The 18,888-nt window shown below is 39.0% G+C and carries 13 protein-coding genes and 1 tRNA gene; 6 read left to right on the forward strand and 8 right to left on the reverse strand.

Going from position 1 to position 18,888, the window contains the following annotated elements; genetic code table 11:
• Nucleotides 1-154: 154 nt before the first annotated feature.
• Nucleotides 155-874: a choice-of-anchor W domain-containing protein gene (locus tag WA1_RS36620; RefSeq protein ID WP_017746716.1), complete on the forward strand. Its 720-nt coding sequence runs from the start codon at nt 155-157 to the stop codon at nt 872-874.
• Nucleotides 875-1,033: 159 nt separating this feature from the next.
• A complete protein-coding gene (locus WA1_RS36625; protein WP_017746717.1) occupies nt 1,034-2,764 on the forward strand; it encodes an Rqc2 family fibronectin-binding protein in 1,731 nt (576 codons plus the stop codon).
• Nucleotides 2,765-3,081: 317 nt separating this feature from the next.
• Here the strand turns inward: WA1_RS36625 and WA1_RS36630 are convergent, their stop codons facing one another.
• Nucleotides 3,082-4,710 carry an iron uptake porin gene (locus WA1_RS36630; RefSeq protein WP_017746718.1) on the reverse strand — a complete coding sequence of 543 codons (1,629 nt, stop codon included), beginning with the start codon at nt 4,708-4,710 and terminating at the stop codon, nt 3,082-3,084.
• 378 nt (nt 4,711-5,088) lie between these two features.
• On the opposite strand from WA1_RS36630, the gene WA1_RS36635 reads away from it, so the two are divergent.
• The 4 genes from WA1_RS36635 (at nt 5,089) to WA1_RS36650 (ending at nt 8,018) form a co-directional block, all read left to right on the forward strand.
• Nucleotides 5,089-6,081, forward strand: a complete 993-nt coding sequence (locus tag WA1_RS36635) for a metal ABC transporter substrate-binding protein (protein ID WP_017746719.1) — start codon at nt 5,089-5,091, stop codon at nt 6,079-6,081.
• Nucleotides 6,082-6,232: 151 nt separating this feature from the next.
• Nucleotides 6,233-7,024 (forward strand): metal ABC transporter ATP-binding protein, encoded by a 792-nt coding sequence (locus WA1_RS36640; RefSeq protein WP_017746720.1) that lies wholly within the window; start codon nt 6,233-6,235, stop codon nt 7,022-7,024.
• Between the two features lie 3 nt (nt 7,025-7,027).
• Nucleotides 7,028-7,861 (forward strand): metal ABC transporter permease, encoded by an 834-nt coding sequence (locus WA1_RS36645; RefSeq protein ID WP_017746721.1) that lies wholly within the window; start codon nt 7,028-7,030, stop codon nt 7,859-7,861.
• A gap of 84 nt (nt 7,862-7,945) precedes the next feature.
• Nucleotides 7,946-8,018, forward strand: a tRNA-Phe gene (locus tag WA1_RS36650).
• 349 nt (nt 8,019-8,367) lie between these two features.
• On the opposite strand, the gene WA1_RS36655 is transcribed toward WA1_RS36650, so the two are convergent.
• From WA1_RS36655 to WA1_RS36685, 7 genes are all read right to left on the reverse strand, one after another.
• A complete protein-coding gene (locus WA1_RS36655) occupies nt 8,368-9,198 on the reverse strand; it encodes a hypothetical protein (protein WP_017746722.1) in 831 nt (276 codons plus the stop codon).
• Nucleotides 9,191-12,565: a helicase-related protein gene (locus tag WA1_RS36660; protein WP_201789146.1), complete on the reverse strand. Its 3,375-nt coding sequence runs from the start codon at nt 12,563-12,565 to the stop codon at nt 9,191-9,193. Before WA1_RS36660 ends, WA1_RS36655 begins: the two co-directional genes overlap by 8 nt.
• Before the next feature lie 8 nt (nt 12,566-12,573).
• Nucleotides 12,574-12,912: a type II toxin-antitoxin system PemK/MazF family toxin gene (locus tag WA1_RS36665; RefSeq protein WP_017746724.1), complete on the reverse strand. Its 339-nt coding sequence runs from the start codon at nt 12,910-12,912 to the stop codon at nt 12,574-12,576.
• A 12-nt stretch (nt 12,913-12,924) separates the two neighbouring features.
• The gene (locus WA1_RS36670; RefSeq protein WP_017746725.1) at nt 12,925-13,170 is read right to left on the reverse strand and encodes a hypothetical protein; all 246 of its coding nucleotides are present in this window, start codon (nt 13,168-13,170) and stop codon (nt 12,925-12,927) included.
• 234 nt (nt 13,171-13,404) lie between these two features.
• Nucleotides 13,405-16,200 carry a pentapeptide repeat-containing protein gene (locus WA1_RS36675; RefSeq protein ID WP_017746726.1) on the reverse strand — a complete coding sequence of 932 codons (2,796 nt, stop codon included), beginning with the start codon at nt 16,198-16,200 and terminating at the stop codon, nt 13,405-13,407.
• A 155-nt stretch (nt 16,201-16,355) separates the two neighbouring features.
• Complete coding sequence (locus WA1_RS36680; RefSeq protein ID WP_017746727.1) at nt 16,356-17,738, reverse strand: DUF1822 family protein; 1,383 nt, start codon at nt 17,736-17,738, stop codon at nt 16,356-16,358.
• A gap of 147 nt (nt 17,739-17,885) precedes the next feature.
• Complete coding sequence (locus WA1_RS36685; RefSeq protein ID WP_017746728.1) at nt 17,886-18,533, reverse strand: sigma-70 family RNA polymerase sigma factor; 648 nt, start codon at nt 18,531-18,533, stop codon at nt 17,886-17,888.
• Nucleotides 18,534-18,888: the final 355 nt, after the last annotated feature.

Consider the following 18,888-nt stretch of genomic DNA (forward strand, 5'->3'; position numbering starts at 1 on the left):
AATATTTTCCTGAAAGAATTAAGTTTTTATTAAAAACTTTCCGTACTTTGTACCAGTATTAAGAAGTTCTGTTAAAGTTTCATGTAAAAGCAGTCTGGGAAGCTGTAGTAATCAGTAATTTCTAGGAAACCCTATTTTTTATTGAGACAAGCACATGATTCAACGGACACTGCTTTTGATTTTTGGTCTAGTTACCCTTGGACTGTGTATAACTCCAAACCCAGCAAAAGCTCTAACGCTCACCCAGAATCCTAATTTCACAGATACGGACTTTGAAAATCTCATCAAGCAAGGGCAATTTTCCGAAAAGTTTGTTGCTGAAGGTCGAATTGGCGATCTTGGAGGTCTTGCTACTTATGAACTCAGTATTAATGAAGATATTAAGCAAGGTGGTAAGCCTGTTGAGCAACAACAGTATACCTGGGTTAACAATCAGCCAGTAAACTTTAGTTTGGAATACACGGGTAACAACGTTAAATATGTTGTTGGCGGTCAGACTTTGTCCAGCACTGCTTTTAATGGTTCCGTGACGGATATTTTCATCCGTACCTTTGCTTCACAAAATAGTACTGTTAGTTTGAGTAACTTAGTGTTGAATGGTACAGGAATAGGAGCTTTAAACTCTTCTTCTTTGGGTATTGCTTCAGACGTGGATTACCTTAGAGTTAGCGACATTAGCAATCCGTTCGTGCTGACAGGTCAGACAAAGTTGTTTTGGTCGGGTACAACTCCACCAAGAAATTCTCAACTAGCATACCAATTTAAAGTCGGGGGTTCGTCTAAGACAAGCGTACCCGAACCCGGTACAATTGGTGCGATCGCATTGGCAGCATTTGCAGGTGTAGGTTGCAGTAGAAGCAAGAAAGCCGCTTAACGAGTGACGCTGGAAGATCCCCGACTTCTCAAAGAAGTCGGGGATCTTATTAATGTTGTGTTTTTGCTATTGTAGTAGAGTTATACTTACCATGGACGTTTACATAACTCAATCAGTGAACAACTGGTAGCTGAGTAATTGTTAAAACGGGAAATCGTTGTGCAAACTTTTGATTTTACGACTCTCACAGCTGTTTGTAGCGATCTCCGCGCTAACTGGCTACCGTCACGTATCGAGCAAGTTTATCAGCGCAATAGCTACACCATTGCGATCGCACTCCGCACGATAAAACAACGGAGTTGGCTGGAAATTTCTTGGCAAGCCCAAGCCGCCCGCCTTCACATTGGAGATCCACCACCAAGAATCCCAGATACTTTTACCTTCAGCCAACAACTGGTACATCAGTTAGGTGGATTGGCACTAGTTTCCATAGACATTATCGACCCTTGGGAACGTGCAGTAGATTTGCAGTTTGCCCGTCGTCCGGGCGAAAGCGCTTTATATCACCTGTATGTTGAAATTATGGGTAAGTATAGTAATGTTATTCTTACCGATGCTAGTAACACAATAATTACTGTTGCTCACCAAGTTAATCAACAACAATCCAGTATCCGTCCCATTCTCACAGGACAGCCATATGAAAAACCACCCCGGCTGACTGCGACCGTACCCAGTTTGACAGAATCTCAAGAACGCTGGCAAGAACGAGTCAGTTTAATACCAGGAGCCATCAAAAAGCAGTTACTCAAAAACTACCGTGGTGTTTCTCCTTCCCTGATACAGTCAATGTTACAAGTATCAGGTATAGATCCAGACAGTGCGACAGATACCCTAAACTCTGAGGATTGGCAGAGTCTGTTTCATTACTGGTGCGAATGGTTACAAAGATTAGAGAGCGATAAGTATGAACCTGTTTGGACAACAGGAGGATACAATGTCCTAGGTTGGGGTGCGTTGAAACCAGCTAAAGATATTCAAGAGTTACTCAATCGCTATTACACTGACCAGTTCAATTTACAGACATTTTCTCAACTGCGGCATCAGTTGAATCAAAAACTCAACAATATTTTAGAAAAATTGCGCGTCAAAGCTGCTACCTTTAAGCAACGCTTACAGCAATCCGAGCAAGCAGATGAGTATAGGCAAAAAGCAGATTTGTTAATGGCGCATCTCCATGAATGGCAAGTAGGAATGAAGGAGATTATCCTCCCTGACTTTGAAACTGGCAACCCCCTAAAGATTGCCTTAGAACCAGATAAAAATGCGGTGCAAAATGCTCAAAATCTGTACAAACAACACCAAAAACTCAAACGCGCCCGTACTGCTGTTGAACCGCTGTTGATGGAAGTTAAAGCAGAAATTGAGTATTTGGAGCAAGTAGAAGCAGCCATTTCTCAAATAGACAACTATCAAACCCCAGAAGATTTACAAGCTTTAGAGGAAATCCGCGAGGAACTGATTCAGCAGCAATATTTAGAAGACTCCGGGTACCGCCGTCGCAGTTCTACAGAATCAGCTAGCATCAACTTTCATCGTTTCCGCACTCCTAGCGGTTTTGAGGTTTTAATTGGTCGCAATAATCGTCAAAATGACCAGTTAACTTTTCGGGTTGCAAATGATTACGATTTATGGTTTCACGCACAAGAAATTCCAGGAAGTCACCTGCTTTTGCGTTTGGAAGCGGGTAGAGTTCCGGATGAAAGCGATTTACAGTACGTTGCCAACCTAGCAGCTTACTACAGTCGCAGTCGTCAAAGCGACCAAGTTCCTATAGTTTACACTCAACCAAAGTACGTGTATAAGCCCAAGGGAGCTAAACCTGGAATTGCTATTTACAAGCAGGAACGCGTTATTTGGGGGCGACCGCAGTCAGTGAACAGTGACCAGTGACCAGTGACCAGTGACCAGTGACCAGTGACCAATAACAACTAACAACTAACAACTAACAAAACTTTTTGATTTAGTTAGTTGATTTATTTTTACAAAGATGTGCTTAAATTCTTCTTAAAGATAGAGGCTATTTTTTTATAAATGTGTTGTTTTTTTGATGAATTTCCATTAAAAATCTGTGTTGGCTGCTACAATATTGTGAAGAAAAGTTTCCCGGTGCGTGTTAGGAACGCACAATTTGGGTTTGAATCGGGTACATGAGACAACGCAAGAGATGTTTATAGACCAGCTGTGGTAGGCTGGTCTTTTTATAGCCATTAAAAACTCAACGTTGTTCTAATAGCACCAATCACAACATCATCGTTGTTACTGTTATGGTCTGGTGCTGTCAGCCAAATAACTCCTGGGGTGATGGCGATATTTTCGCTGACCTGATACTGATAGAACGCTTCAATGTGATAGGAAGTGTCTCTATCTCTGGAGATGTCGTTGATGCTGGAACCTGTGACTTTTGGTTCCATACCAAAAATGATACCAGCTAAGTTGCCTTTCTTGCCAAGATCGGGAAAGCCTAGCGTTACAGCCCAAGTCCAAATATCTAAATCTCCTCGGTCAATTCTTCCTCCCTGTGTGGATAGGTTGCGAGCATTTGTGTACCCAACCCAACCGCCTAGGACGAATTTCTCGCTTAAGCCAATGGATGCTTGGAACCCGTAGGAATTACTGGAGAAGGGTACGTTTAACTCGTCTGATTCTCCATCTAAGTCAAAGTCAAAGTTGGAGTTGAAGAATGATATTGGATTTGCACGAGTACTTCCTGCACCTAATTCCTGATTGTAAGCATTAATGTAGGTGAAACCAAAATTAATGCGATCGCTTGGTTTAATAGTCAGTTGTGCTAAAGCACCGTAAGGACCATTAAACACACCATTACCAAGGGAGGGATCGTTTGGTGAACTTCCCAAATATCCTAAGGAGACGGATACAGCATCTCCAAACTGTTGAGTGATACCCAAACCCGCACCTTCAACCTGGTAATAAATTGCGTTACGCGTGCCAAAGTCAGATAAAGCACCTAGAGAACCATCTCCATCAAAGATGTTTATTGTCTCGGTCAAGTCATCTGCTGCACCTGCGTTTGCAATTGCAATCACCTCTGTGCTTTTCGTCAAAGGGAATTTGTACCACAAGGCATCTAGTAAGATATCAGTGTTACCATCTTCACCTGCAAAGGACAAGCTACCTTCTGGTGTCCCAAGTTCGGGGTTGACAATATTATTTGCCTGAAGTCTGGTAAACAAAGTATCGTCTCCGGTGAAGCTTGTGACAAACTCCACGCGTACCCTCGCCCCAAAGGTTGTGTTGTTATCTTTAACATCTACATCGTTAACTGTATTGCCTCCAAAGACATCAGTAATAGCAGCAACAACTTCCCCTTGCAGTTTAGTGGTAGTGGAAAATTGATTGGCTTCCAACTCAGCTGCTTTTGCTTCGAGTGCATCAACACGTCCCCGAAGCGTCGCCAGTTCAGCAGCAAATTCCTCTTGCAGTTTTTGTAACGTGGCTAAATCTTGTTTAGTGACTAACTCAGCAGTCGCAGTGGCGATGAGTTCGTTAACGCGATCGAGACAAGCGTTTAAACCAGCCGCAAATTCATATCTCGTCAGCGCCCGATTCCCTCTATAAGTCCCATTTGGATATCCAGCAATACAACCGTATCTTTCTACCAAAGATTGTAGCGCTTGGAATGCCCAGTCTGTAGGCTGTACGTCTGATAGCTGAGAGACTGAAGTCACCTGTGCCATTGTTTTGTCTTTAGGGTGATTTTCAGCTTCGTTGATGTTCCCATTGCCCGGTGTTTCCCCTGCAACTGGAATGGCATTCATGACTAGCATCATGCTTAAAACCACTGGGCTAGCTAGCAACGATTTCCATAATTTTGTCATCTTTTCCTCACACACATTTTCGGTTAGAATCCACACCCTAGTCTTGAAAAACTTATACCATTTTGGATTTTGAGTAGGTAGGGCAATACTCACCACTAAGGCTCTTGGTAGGCATTGCCCACTACATATATTTCAACAATCAAATAGGATTCTTTCAAAAAGGCTCTCAAATAATTTATTACAAATTATGTTGTCTTTTATTGCTACCATCCATAGTTTAGGCTCTTGATTTCGATAATGAATATTATATTTATATAATACAATTCTTATTGTCAATAGATAAGAGAAATATTGTAAGTCGCTCTGTAAAGGAGGAAAACAGTGTATTGGACTCATAATAGCCGGAAAAGAAGCTTTTTTAGCATAATTGCTTTCTTAATGGTATTGTTAAGTACTGGGTGTAATAGCTCCAACACGGAGCGAGCAGCCAATTCCGAGCAACCACCACAAGCACAGGAAGCTGCATCGACGCCATCACCACAATCAAACAAAATCAAAGTCGTATCAACTTTTTTACCGATTTATTGGTTTACTAAGGCAGTGACTGGGGATGCAGCAGGTGTCAAGATATTAGTACCACCTGGCACAGAAGTACATGATTACCAGGCAACACCAGACAATGTCAAGGAAATAGCTACAGCTAATGTATTGGTAAAAAATGGCTTGGGTTTGGAGGAATTTCTGGATGACACAATTAAGAATGCCCAAAACTCCAAACTCATTCAAGTTGATGCAGCTAAAGGAATTCAAGCTTTAGATGAAATTTCACCCGTTGTGAAAACTCATAACGCCCAAGAGGAACACGACCACAAACATGATGAAAAAGCTGGAGAGAAAACCGCAGAACACGACCACGACCACCCAGAAGGAAACCCTCATGTGTGGTTAGATCCAGTTTTGGCAAAACAGCAAGTTGAAAATATTCGGGATGGTCTCATTGCTGCTGACTCTGCTAATAAAGCAACTTATGAAGCAAATGCAGCAGCATATATCAAGCAATTAGATAGTTTGAATAGTGAATTCCAGCAAACTTTACAAAAGACTCCCAATTGTACCTTTGTCACTTTCCATGATGCTTACCCGTACTTAGCTAAACGCTACAATCTCAAGCAGGTTGCTGTTGTCGAGATTCCAGAAGACCAACTGTCACCAACAGACGTGCAAAATGCCGTGAAGGCAGTCAAGCAGTATAAAGTGAAAGCGTTGTTTGGCGAACCAGGATCTGATAACAAATTGTTAACGAGTCTTTCTAAAGATTTAAAGTTGACTTTGCGTCCTTTGGATTCATTGGAAACGGGTGAAACAGACCCGCAGTACTATTTTAAAGGAATGCGGGCTAATTTAGAAACTTTAAAATCAGCCTGTCAGTAGATGCTATAAAAGATGAGTTATAAATTATGCGTACTACAAAGTACATTTCATCATAATTTCATAATTTATAACTCATAATGAGAATCCAGTGACCAGTGACCAGTGACCAGTAACCAGTGACCAGTGACCAGTGACCAGTGACCAATGACTAATGACTAATGATTTTCCTATTTTAAAGGTAGAGGGATTGACCGTTTATCAGGGTAGCTATCTGGCTGTTCGGGATGTTTTTATGGAATTACACCAGGGAACGAATACAGCTATAGTGGGTCCTAATGGTGCGGGTAAAAGTACACTAGTGCAAGCCATTTTAGATTTAATTCCTAGAAGTGCAGGCACCATTGAAATATTTGGTCGTCCAATAACCCGTTTGGGAAATTTGCGCCACCAGTTGGCTTATATGCCGCAAAATTTTATTTTTGACCGCAGCTTTCCGATTTCTGTGGGTGAACTCGTAGGGTTGGGATGGGTTTCTAGTTCTTCCCCTACTCCCTACTCCCACTCTCCCACTCCCTTTTTCAAGGGTCGCCGAAATAAGGAAAAATTTGCAGCAGTAACGGAAGCTTTGCAGCGAACTGATGCTTACCACCTGCGCCATCAAGCAATTGGAACTCTTAGCGGAGGTCAACTCAAACGGGTGTTGTTGGCATACTGTTTGGTAGTAAAGCGCAAACTATTAGTTCTTGATGAGGCTTTTGCTGGAGTGGATGTGCAGGGTGCAGCAGATTTTTATACGTTGCTTAATGAACTTAAGCATGAAGAAGGTTGGACGGTCTTGCAAGTCTCCCATGATATTGATATGGTCAGCCATTACTGCGATCGCGTTATTTGTCTGAACCAAACCATTGTTTGCACGGGAGTTCCAGAAGTAGCCCTTTCACCACAAAACCTTTTAGCAACTTACGGTCCTGGCTTCAGCCGCTACCGACACAACCATGACTGACTCATGACAAATTTAAACGACTTAGTGACTTTACTACAATTTCCTTTCATGCAACGTGCGATCGCAGGTGCTGTTTTGATGGGAATACTTGGCGGTTTACTTGGTAGTTTTGTGACTTTGCGCCAATTGTCCTTCTTTAGCCATGCGGTAGGTCATGCTGCTTTAGTTGGCGTGGCGTTAGGTGTACTGCTGCAGTTAAATCCTACCTGGATGTTACTACCCTTTACTTTACTTTTTGGGTTGGTTGTTCTCTACTTTATAGATCAAACAGATTTGGCTAGCGATAGTGTCCTCAGTATTGTCCTGTCCGGTGCATTAGCCCTTGGTGTGCTTTTGACTAGCCTCATTAAAGGGTATCGTGGTAACTTAATGAGCGTGCTGTTCGGTGATATTTTAGCTATTGACTTTACAGACTTAGTTTTGACCCTGCTTGTTCTTGTAGGTGGGAGCGCATTTCTCTTATTAACCTTACAGCAGCAAATTTTGTTAACGCTTAATCCTGCTGTGGCAAAGGTTCAAGGTGTTCCAGTCCAATGGTATCGTTATTGCTTTGTGGTACTACTATCATTGGCTGTTGCTGTGGCAATTAAAGCGGTTGGAGTTTTACTCGTGAACGCTTTCTTGGTTATTCCCGCCTCAACTGCCAAATTAATGAGTCACCACTTTAACTGGTTTCTCATTTTGTCCGTGATTGTTGGTTCCACCAGTAGCTTTGCAGGCATTATTGTATCCGGTCTGTTCAACTTTGCTTCCGGTCCCAGTATTGTTCTGGTGCAGTTTGTGTTATTCTTAGCAGTCTTCAGCTTGGTTCAGTTCAGGAAAAAATCAACCGCATAATTTTTTCCAAAAGTACTTGCCAAATCATTTGGCGTTCGCTATAGTTAATAATCGTGGTCATCAACAAAAACACGAAGTAAATTCGCCGGGATAGCTCAGTTGGTAGAGCAGAGGACTGAAAATCCTCGTGTCACCAGTTCAAATCTGGTTCCTGGCATTTAAGAGAAATAGCTCAGAACCTTACTCATAAAAGGAATTTGAAATAACCTCCACTAGAAGAGATAGCCAAAGTAGTGGGGGTTTTCAAGTTTTTAACTTGACTTTGACTATGAATTGACTATGGTGTGTAGAGCAAGCAGAAATATTTGGACACCTTTAGACAAAAAATGGGTGTAAAAAGGGTGTAAATTAAGCAAGATTAGGGTTATTTAGCACTTTCAGGATGAAAGCGACTTACCAACAGCTAGAGTTACGCAATCTACCTCGGTACTCGATTACTGAGGCGAGTCGCTATTTGCTGATTCCGGCGGGTAAGCTGCGTTCTTGGATTCACGGGCGTTCTGATCCTATAGTGGAAGGGCCATTAGAAACCAAACAAAAATTAACCGAGTCAGTAAACGAATTACACTGACAGCATTGCGTACCGTTTCATCTTTTTCCGCTCCATCAGGAAACTTAACGTATTCCACTGCCCAAAAATACCAGTTTGCTAGCTCTCTGAAAAACTTGTTGTTAAGTTGAGAAATATCAAGAGTTTTCTGCCAAGCGCTGTGAAGTTGATCGAAGTTACTAAATTGATATTCTTTATATAACTGATTTAACGAAAGATCGAAAAGAATTTCAATATGAGCGCGATGGGGGTTGGCGATCGCAATATCTTTAATTAAAGTAATCTTTTCTAAAACATCCTTAGATGTTTCCCTTTTATTAGGACGGCGATTAATTACCGACAAAGTAAAACTCTCACTGTATCGGAATAGCACCATAATGGGGATATCAGATTGACGGTTAATTTCGCGAGTAATATCTGATAGCTGAGTGCGGATGTAATAATTCCCATGCAAACTAATAGCTAAGAAAATATAAGATTTAAGATAACTTAGATCGATTGAACTGTTAAAAATTTTTACCTGGGGATTGACATATATTTCATCTTCAGTTAATTGAAAAAGAAAATTAACCGAACTCCATTCAGAAAACATTGCCCGTTTCTGGTTAATTTCTCCCCATTCAAACGTATCGAGAAAATCTTGAGGATCATTGCTATCTAAATCAAATTTTCTTTCTGTGGAGTATCCTAGTGTTTGGAATAATGTCTCTACCTTCTCGCCTGCATTACCTCCTGCTAAACCCTGTATTGATTGAGCGATCGCATCCCGTATCTGTTGTTCATTCATCTTTAATCACCAACCACGAAATTAAATCGAAATCAGTTTTGCTCGTTACCTGTTTTTTCTGTTCCGGCATTACCGCACCTTTACCAGATTTAAACAAATTGCTACCTAACCGCTTTTTAAAAGTTCGAGTAATCGAATCAACTGCCCCCTGAAGTAAATCGTTATAAAAACTCATATCTGCCCCGTTATTTGTCTGTTTGTCAAACAAATCGCACAACGAATTATAGGCTTGCATCTTATCCACGCACAACAACCGGAACATCTCTAAAATTTGCTTTGGTTGGGCAAAGGTGAAGCGCACAACTTTATCATCACGGATATAAACCAGAAAGTACGGTTGTAGCGGATTAACAGTCTCATTCCTAGAAGAACCGCCCTTCTGCTTCAAACAGAAAATCACCCCTGAGCTAATTATCTGATTTTCTGGAACTAACGGAACCACTGTATAAATACCTAAAGGTGCATCTTCTAGCTGTTTGCGGTTCCTTTCCAGATACTTACTTAGTTCAATGCGGAAGTCATCTAAGGTAAACTCATTCAAAGCAACACTCTCATTAAAATCCTCTAAATCCAATACTTCATTCTGTAAACGTAATAACTGCTTATCTCTATATTTCAAATCGGTTTGGATTAACTCTTCAATTTCATCCGGTTCTAGCAGGTTATCCTCAAAAGTAGCGGCAATATCTACTAATGCCATCCTTGCCTCTACCCGATTTTTCAAATTGATGTATTTATTTAAGTCATCAGTTGCCCAGAAATTAACTAGCTGGACGGTATGATTAATGTTACCTATGCGGTCAATCCGTCCAAAACGCTGAATAATTCGTACTGGGTTCCAATGAATATCGTAATTAACTAAATAATCGCAATCCTGTAAATTCTGTCCTTCAGAAATACAATCTGTTGCAATCAATAAATCAATTTCACCCTCTAGCGGCATAGACTTCATCTTATCCCGCTTTTTAGAAATAGGAGAGAAATTAGTCAAAATTTGATTAAACTCATTCTTCCCAAACGTAGTTTTATTTCTTCCCGTTCCCCCCGCAACTAAAGCAATATGAATATTCAGTTTAGAAGTTATTATCCATTCCTGCAAAGCATTGTAAAGATACTCTGCTGTATCCGCAAAAGCAGTGAATACTAGAACCTTACGGTTAGGTTTATCTTGTTTATTAATTGTTGGCTGTTTTACTTTGTTTTCAATCAGCTTTTTCAAATCTGTTAATTTTGCATCTCGCTTTTTATCAACCTGCAACGCTGAACTATAAAGAATATTTAGTTGTTGCTTGTCTTGTTCTAAATCTTCTAACCATGCATCAATATCAAGATGCGCGATTTTTAAAATTAGTCTTTGACCAACCTCCATAGCTTCTTGTAATTCTTCGTCATCAATATCTTCAATATTCAACTGATTAAAATCAATATTGTGGTTCTCATCGCGAAACTGCTTAAATCGTTCAATTCGCTGCTGTAAAGCTTCAATTTTATCGATAGTTCTTTCCATCGTAATCGCAAACGAAGTTACCGAACTTTCCAACCGTTTGAGAAAGTTTACTTTCATCATGCCAATTAGAAAATGTTCGCGCACGCTTTGTTTAAATCTTTGTCCTGATTTATGTTCGTACTCTTCTTTATACTGATTTAAAACATACTTAGAGGGATTAAATAATGAAAGTTGATAATTAGAAATTTCATCATTCAGTTTGTCATAAGACATAAATCTCCCTTTCAAATCAATCTTAGAAAAGATAGATAAAGGTTTAAGACGTTCAGGAAATCCACCTAATTGAGCTACAACATCCTTGTAATATTTCTGAATATGTTTTCGAGAACGAGCAATAGTTAATTCATCAAGCAGTTTAAAAAATCCAGAATCGAGAGAATTTAATAAATCACTGGTTTTCCGATTTTTACTCTTCTTTGCCCAATTAGTAAAATTCCTTTGAGCATTAGCCAGTGTATCTTTAAGACTCACTACACCAATTGAATCTTTAAAAGCATCATCTTTACCTTCAGTAAGAAATTCAATCTGATGTCTTAAATCAGTCAAATTATTATTAACTGGAGTAGCAGAGAGCAATAAAACTTTAGTTTTAATTCCACTCTTGATAATGTCATCCATCAGTCGCTCGTAACGACTTTTACGAATGATATTACCGTCCTCATCACGCTTACCCTTAGTGTAATTACGGAAATTATGCGACTCATCAATCACTACTAAGTCATAATTCCCCCAGTTAATAGTAGCTAAATCAATATCTCCAGATTTACCTGATTCACGACATAAATCTGTGTGAGATAATACAGTATAGCTGAAGCGATCGCCAATAAATTGATTTAATTCACTATTATTCTGAGCTTGATACATTGTCCAGTTATCTCTTAACTTTTTCGGAGACAAAACTAACACTCGATAATTCAGCAGTTCAAAATATTTAATGACAGCTAAAGCTTCATAAGTTTTACCTAAACCAACACTATCAGCAATAATGCAACCATTATGATTAAGAATTTTATTAATTGCTCCGATCGCGCCATGCTTCTGAAACTCAAATAAGCTTTTCCATATTTGAGTATCAACTATCTGGCTCTTTTCAGTAAGCAATCCACTTTCTTGCTGTTCTAGTAAAAATTGCTCAAATACATGAAATAGAGTTTTATAGTAAATAAATTCTGGTGCATAATTAGTGTAAACTTGTTTAAGATAAAGCAGTACCTTATCTTTGACATCTTCTACTAACTTGTCATCTTTCCATATTTCATCAAACCAATTTTTTATATCAGATGTACTTTCTTCATTTCTGACTATTAAATTCAATTCAATATTACTATCTTTAGCACTTAAGCCTAAACCTTTGATAGTAAAATTAGAACTACCCATGATAGCTGATTCCACTTCATAAGTATATTTAGACCCATCGGATCTAGTACGCTCAACCTGAGTGGCAATGTGGTACATCTTGCCATGTAGTAAATTACTTTCACGTACTGACTTAATCTGTACCTTATCTCTAATCCAGTCAGCGCACTCTCTAGCTAACCGTTTCTGTTGAAGTTGATTTTGCAGCTTTAATCCATCTCGTTCAATCAGAAACCATTTCTTTTCATTTTTATGAGGGTCGAGAATAAATTCAGGTTCACCAAACAGAAAATTAAGACGATCGATAAGTAAAAGCTCATTCTTTAAAGCTTCAAAAGCATGAATAGTAAAATAAGCTGAAACAATAGATAGATTGGCTCCCTTTTGAATATTCTCTTTTAAAAACTCACCCACAGTACCCCTACTGTGATTATCTCTAATTGCTGAATAGCTTATACACAGTTGAGAATTTAACATAACATTTGTTATGCTCTCTTTAGCCAAAAAAATTTTTATATACTTAAAACAATAGCTAATCCTTGAGTAATAAGTAACATTTCTGATTCAGATACTTCTCCCAACTTTCTGACTAATCTACTTTCAGAAAGCGAACGTATTTGAAATGTATCAACAGCAGAAGTTTTAGCCAAGTTATTTTCTGTGCTGGGTTCCAAGCGAACCATCCAAGGTCTTGCTCCGAAACTATCTTTCCAATCTGTAACAGGTACAATTACCTTTAGTGGTAAAACCCCGATAGCATTATCGTTAACTATAATGCATGGACGAGTTTTGCTTATTTCTCTACCCACTGTTGGATTTAGATTTACCAACCAAACTTCACCTCTATACATGGGCTTCCCAGTTTAAATTTTTGGCTCCGGATAGTCGTAAAAGTCTTCTCCCTCAATTTCAGAAAAAACAATCAATTCACTACCAGCAGCATAATCTTCTATTGCTGTTTTGGCGGCGGCGGCTAAAACACGTTTTTGCTCGTCTTTTGTGAGAGAATGTTGTTCTTTCTGAATTATTGCTAGTGCTACTTCTGCAATTTTCAAGCAGTCGCGTATACTTAAATTTGGCAATGATTGCAAAATTTCTTGTGTTTCCATAGGTTGATAGAAAGGAACTTATTGTAATTATAGAGCATTGACTTTAAAAGTAACCTCTTATACAAAAAAAATAGGTGGATATCAAAAGTCAGATTGCTACCCACAAAAAGCGCAGATGCCAACTTAACAGTCAAACCGATTCATTCGTGGAGACTACCAGTCTCACCAAGTTCATTCCCCAACACAGTTCAACCACAAGTGATTCTGACTCAACCATACTTTTAATTACATAGTTTAGTTTTTTTTCACCAACCATGTAAGAGGAATTTCAGATGGGTTCTGACAAATCACTGGTAACCAACTTGCACAAGGAAACTCATCCTCTAAACCTTGTAGCTTAGAGCGAGCCTCACGTACTGATTGATACAAAGGTTTACCACTGGAAAATTCTGTCAAAAAGTTTTTTAAAAATTCCTGTGCTACTTTATCGGGTACGGGTTCGCGCATGACAATCATTTGGGGAATATGTAAATCACTTAAGTTAACTGCTAGTCCCAAACCGTCACAGGAGTTAAAAATTGCTAGATGCAAACCCTGCTCAATCGCTTTGGAAAGAGCATTTTTTAATTCAGCAATGGTTAAACTATCAGTTTGGTTGATGCGAAAGTGACCAATGTCTTGCTCAGATTGAGTAAAACTGTGACCAGCAAAAAAGAGGATATCCCACGGTTGCAGCCAAAGTTCATCATTGAGCACTTGGCGTTGTGGTTCCACTAAAAAGTGGACTTCTGCATTGGGTAATTTTTCAAGCAAAACTTTGTCTTTTTGAGTATTAATGCCAGTGCTATCTCCCAGCATTGCTAATATTTTGATATGGGATCTGGAGGATATAGACTTTTCTCGTTGCTCGTAGGTAGTTGACGAAAGAGCCATTTCCGCCTTGGAATAGCGTTCAAACAAATTCCAAAGCTGCAAGGGTATCCGCCTCAATTGGCTATTTTCTGTTTGCAGAAGAATCCGAATAGATTCTGATGGAGTTAATTTTTCTAGTAATTGCTCTTTAAGAGGACGAAATAATTCAGAATTCAACCATAAATTAACGTGTTTTTTTAAATTTTCCGCAAAGCGATCGCATTCTTTAAATAATTCCCGCCTGCTAATATTGGTAACTTGTGTTTCTGGAATCTTGATTCGCAAATTTCTCTGCATACTTTGGCGATATGCAGCTTGCCATTGATGGTAGAAGAAAGCTAATTCTGAAGCTGGCGGTAATTGACCGTTTGATTCAAAATACGGTCGTTCGCCTTCTAAACTGATTTGTAGTGTAACTGAAAACCCTGTACTTAAGTCACCTTGACCTAATTTTAAAACAACTAACTTCCCCTCTGCTGATTTTTTAGCCGTGGGAGCTATCATTTGGATTAATTCTTTTAAGTCTGCTTGATGCTGGCGATAAAGAGCAATTTGTTCATCTTTACTTTTTAATTCTGCTTGATACTTTGCTTCTAAATTTTTAAGAGCGAATTCATAATTTTGAGTAAATTCAGCATGGATTTTCGCCTTATTTGTCCATTCTGGCGTATCTATGCGAACAAGAACAACACCATCTCCCTTATTTTCAATACTTTTAATTGCTAAATGAATATCTTCATTTTCTATTTTTACCTTTGATAAAGCCGCAGATAAAGCCTGTAAGTCTAAACCATTCCGGAAAATTAAATCAACAGTATTTATCGCTACTTGAAATAGTTTAGTAAACTCTCCGGGACTAAACTCTCCACTGCTAGGACGACGTTCTTGCTGATTCTTTAAAAGATAAACGTAGTCACAAATGACTCCAGCTAATTGAGTTGTGCTGTCAATATTCCAGGCTTCTAAACAAGCCCCTGTTAATTGTGCTTGTTGAAAAATTGTCGCTATTGCTTGAGATTTAATGAGATTGGTATTTTGTAAATTAGCACCTGTAAATGTAGCCTCACTAATATCTGCTTCGGTGAAATCAACATAACTAAGGTCTGCGTCTGCAAGGTTTATCCCCTTGAGATTACACCCAATATAAGATTGATTTTTTGTTTTTTTATGTACAGCTAAATCTCGAACGAGTGGATTTATTAAAATAGTCTTGTCTAGTTTGGCTAAAGAAAGCTTTCTAGCTAAATAAAAATTCGTCCGAATCAGTTTAGCCTCAAAAAAGTCAGCATTGCTCAGTGTGGCATAGCTAAAATTAGCACCCGTTAAATCTGCTTTTCTAAAACTAGTTCCACCCATGCTAGAAACAGCAATGGCTAACTTTCTCATCCAAGCAAACTTGCCATCCTCAATATATGTTTGCCAACTGATATAACTAACAAATAATATGACAGCAACGCTACCAACTGTAGCTGAGATCGCAGCTTCTTGAACTGCTTGAGCTTTAAATAATGACAGTTTGTTAACTCCTGCAAAAACTTCAGCCACTGCGACACCAGTTATCGTACCAGTTGTCGTTCCAATAAGACCACTCACAAATATTATACCTAGAGCCACAATAGCTATTCTTATGCCAGCAATTTGTTCAGCTACTGTCACCAAGAATGCCATGATGATTAACATGATACAAACAATCAACGCGGTCACAGTAACGCTAACAATACCAGCAGAAATGCCTATAATTTTGCCAGTCATTATTCCTAGCAAAAATCCACAGAGTATACCTGTGCAAGAAACGGCAAAAAAGGCAGCTGATAAACCCTTGTAAACAGTAGTGATAGCAAAGACTATAAATATACTTAAAACTATAAGAGAAGCAAAAAAATTATCTGGACTAACTGAGTAAGGAAAAAGCAAATATCCAGTAAAAACAGGTGCAAACCCTGAGAATACTCCTAAAATTATAGTGATCATTAATGTTAACAAAATCCAACAAAATAACTGCTTTCTGGGTAATCCTGCTTTAGCATTTTGGAAGTTAGCATTTTTAAGAATAGCATTAGTAAAATTTGTACCGCGAATGTTAGAGTTACTAAAATCTGCACCTGTAAGGTTTTGACCTCTAAAGTCACGACCTTGAAGATTTTTACCTGAAAAGTTGGGAAACGTCACTAACACCATAAGTTAAAATATTGGAATCCTATTTAATTGTTAAACTATATGTAGGCAATGACCACCATATAGTTTTTTTGGTGGGCATTGCCCACCCTACTGCGGTTAAAAAATCATTGATTTAACCGCAGAGACGCACCAGAACACAGAGGAAAGAAGTTTAATTAAATAACAAAATCTTCGCTAAAATTAGCATTACCTAAAGAGACTTGCACGGTAAATCTTTCTCCCAGTTCACAGCTAAATTTGAGTTGAGTGTAAACATCTGCACGCCTAGCAGTGACTTCACGCAATATTTCTCCAGAACCATCCAGCAATATCAGCTTTAGATCGGGTGGTAGATAGCGATCGCTACCTGTGGGATAAACTTGCAAAAGTACACTCACATTGCCATCATATTTTTGTAACAATGCAACAGACAAAGCTACAGCTTTACCAGCAATGTCCATACCTAAATCAACCAGTTTTACCCTTCTGACTCCATTAGATGGGTTTTCTGGGTCAATTTTTCTCAAACTTTCTACAGCTATCCACAGAGTTTCGTCATCTGAAGTACTTCGCAACAAATTGACCAAAGCTTGAATGGCATCTAAATGACCAATAGCAATTTCTCCTAACCGCTTGGCTGCATGTTGGCGTTGATTTTCTTCATTGTCAGATGATAGTTGCTTAACGAGTGCTGCAATTTCATCGGGATTTGAGTGAGTATTTTGCAAGTCAGCATGACTGCGCGTAGCAATTGCTAAATTTGGAAATGAAGAAAAAACCTGCCATTCTGGCTCAAAAATATTCTGCCACCAGCGACTGAGAATGATATAGGTTTTATTAAAAGAGGTAAACAGTGAGTTGAACGATGTATTTTGACTTTGTTTAAATTTTGCCAGTTCTTGGTCTATTTGTAACTGCTCCCTCAGAATTTGACTGGTAAAATTCACACTTTTAATGTAAGTGCGGTAAACTGCTACTGGTATTGTTAATACATCACTCCAGGCTTGTTCTTGTTTGTGGAATAGGGCTATTTTAGGTATTTCTAAGGCTTTTTGGTCTCCTACTTTTAACCCCAATCGCTCAAACTGAAACCTTTCTAACTGTTGATTGATTAACCCATGATAACAGTCTCCTACAGTCAATAATATGTCATAAATATCATGTGAAAGTCTCTTACCCATTGGCTGCAATAAATTACAAGCAAGCATTGGCTGTACGTGCCAAGTTTCTGCCAATAAATCTTGTGATAAACCAGAAATATCTGCAGGAATAAGCAAATCGACGTCGGAAATAAAACTGATTTCCTCTGAAAGTACCATCACAGACAAAATACCCCATTCTGACTCTGTTTCCGTGACAATCATGACATAGCGTTTTGGAGTGCTACCCTGCAAAAAATTTTGAGCTTCAGGTGAGTACAAGTCATTTTTTGTATTCATAGAAAATACTTCAGGAGATTGTACCTGACAATTTAATTCCCAAATTTCTCCAGGTTGTGGTGATGCTGGGTAAGGTTTTCGCATATCAGAAGATTTGAAGTTTTCATAAGTCCAAAGCATAGGTTTACATTTCCCGATATTGAAGGAGGGCTAATTGTGTTAACAAATCAGTGGATTGTCCTATGCTGAACGATAAGAAATTTCTCAAAGACTTGACAAAATTCTTATTTGCTATTTTTCTTTTGCGATCGCTCATCCAACATCGCATCACCATTTAGCTTTTGAGCGTCTGCGAGTCTCTTTGAGCTTGCTATTTTGTTGTTCCTGCTTAACGGCTAAAGGTTCTAGCAGCCCTAATTCTATAGCAACGCGTCCTACTAACTCCTTCCAACGCTTGGAAACTTCCCCTTGACTAATTCCCAAATCTACTGCTTGTTGGGTTTGGTTTTTTCCTTCAACCATGAGTTGCCATAGTTTAAGATAACCGCGATCGCTGTTTCGTGAATCTAGACTTACAATGGCTTCTGTTGCTTTGATAATTAGATCGGCACGGGCTATTGTTTCTAACAGATTGAACTCATCAGCAATTGTATCTACCAAGGAGAAATCTGTACCAGCAATGATGGCATCTAGACTTTGGCAGTTCCGCAAACGTTCTTTTCTGACAAAGTTAATAATTTCATATCGTGCCACAACTATAGCCCAACGTTGGAATTCTGTGATTCCTCCTTGACGAAACTTTCCAGCGTTCAGAGTTTCGTAGACTTTCATTATGGCAGTTTGTGCTGCATCTTCCCAAGATGTGGAAGTTCCTCTAGTATATTTTCGGGCAATCTTGGCGATGACTTCTTGATGCTCTGGATCAATGAGTAGATTTGTAAAAGGCTCTGCCACTGATTTTGATTGTATAAGCATATTAGCTCATCTTATATAAAAGGGAGCAGATAGAAAGAGGACAGCGATCGCAATCTTTATGAGAAAAGACTCATCTGATGGTGTCTATGTTCCGGATTCTTTCAGTAACTTTACTGTCATAAACGAGTCACCATTTTCCTCAATCTTTATATATGTATGTTTGACAAGCAGTTTTTATGCAGCCACGCTGTCTTGAAAATAGGGAGTGGGGAGTAGAGGTCTACAAGATTGAAGTTAAAAATTTTTCCTTCGGTCCTCTGCCTTTCTTTTTGTAATTTTGGAATAATGTGTTTTTCTCACTTGTTGTTAAAAGTGAGAGCAAGCCAAGCTCAATTTGCTAACTTTTAAAGGAATT

Origin of the sequence: Scytonema hofmannii PCC 7110, from assembly GCF_000346485.2 — a bacterium.
GTDB classification, from domain to species: domain Bacteria; phylum Cyanobacteriota; class Cyanobacteriia; order Cyanobacteriales; family Nostocaceae; genus Scytonema; species Scytonema hofmannii.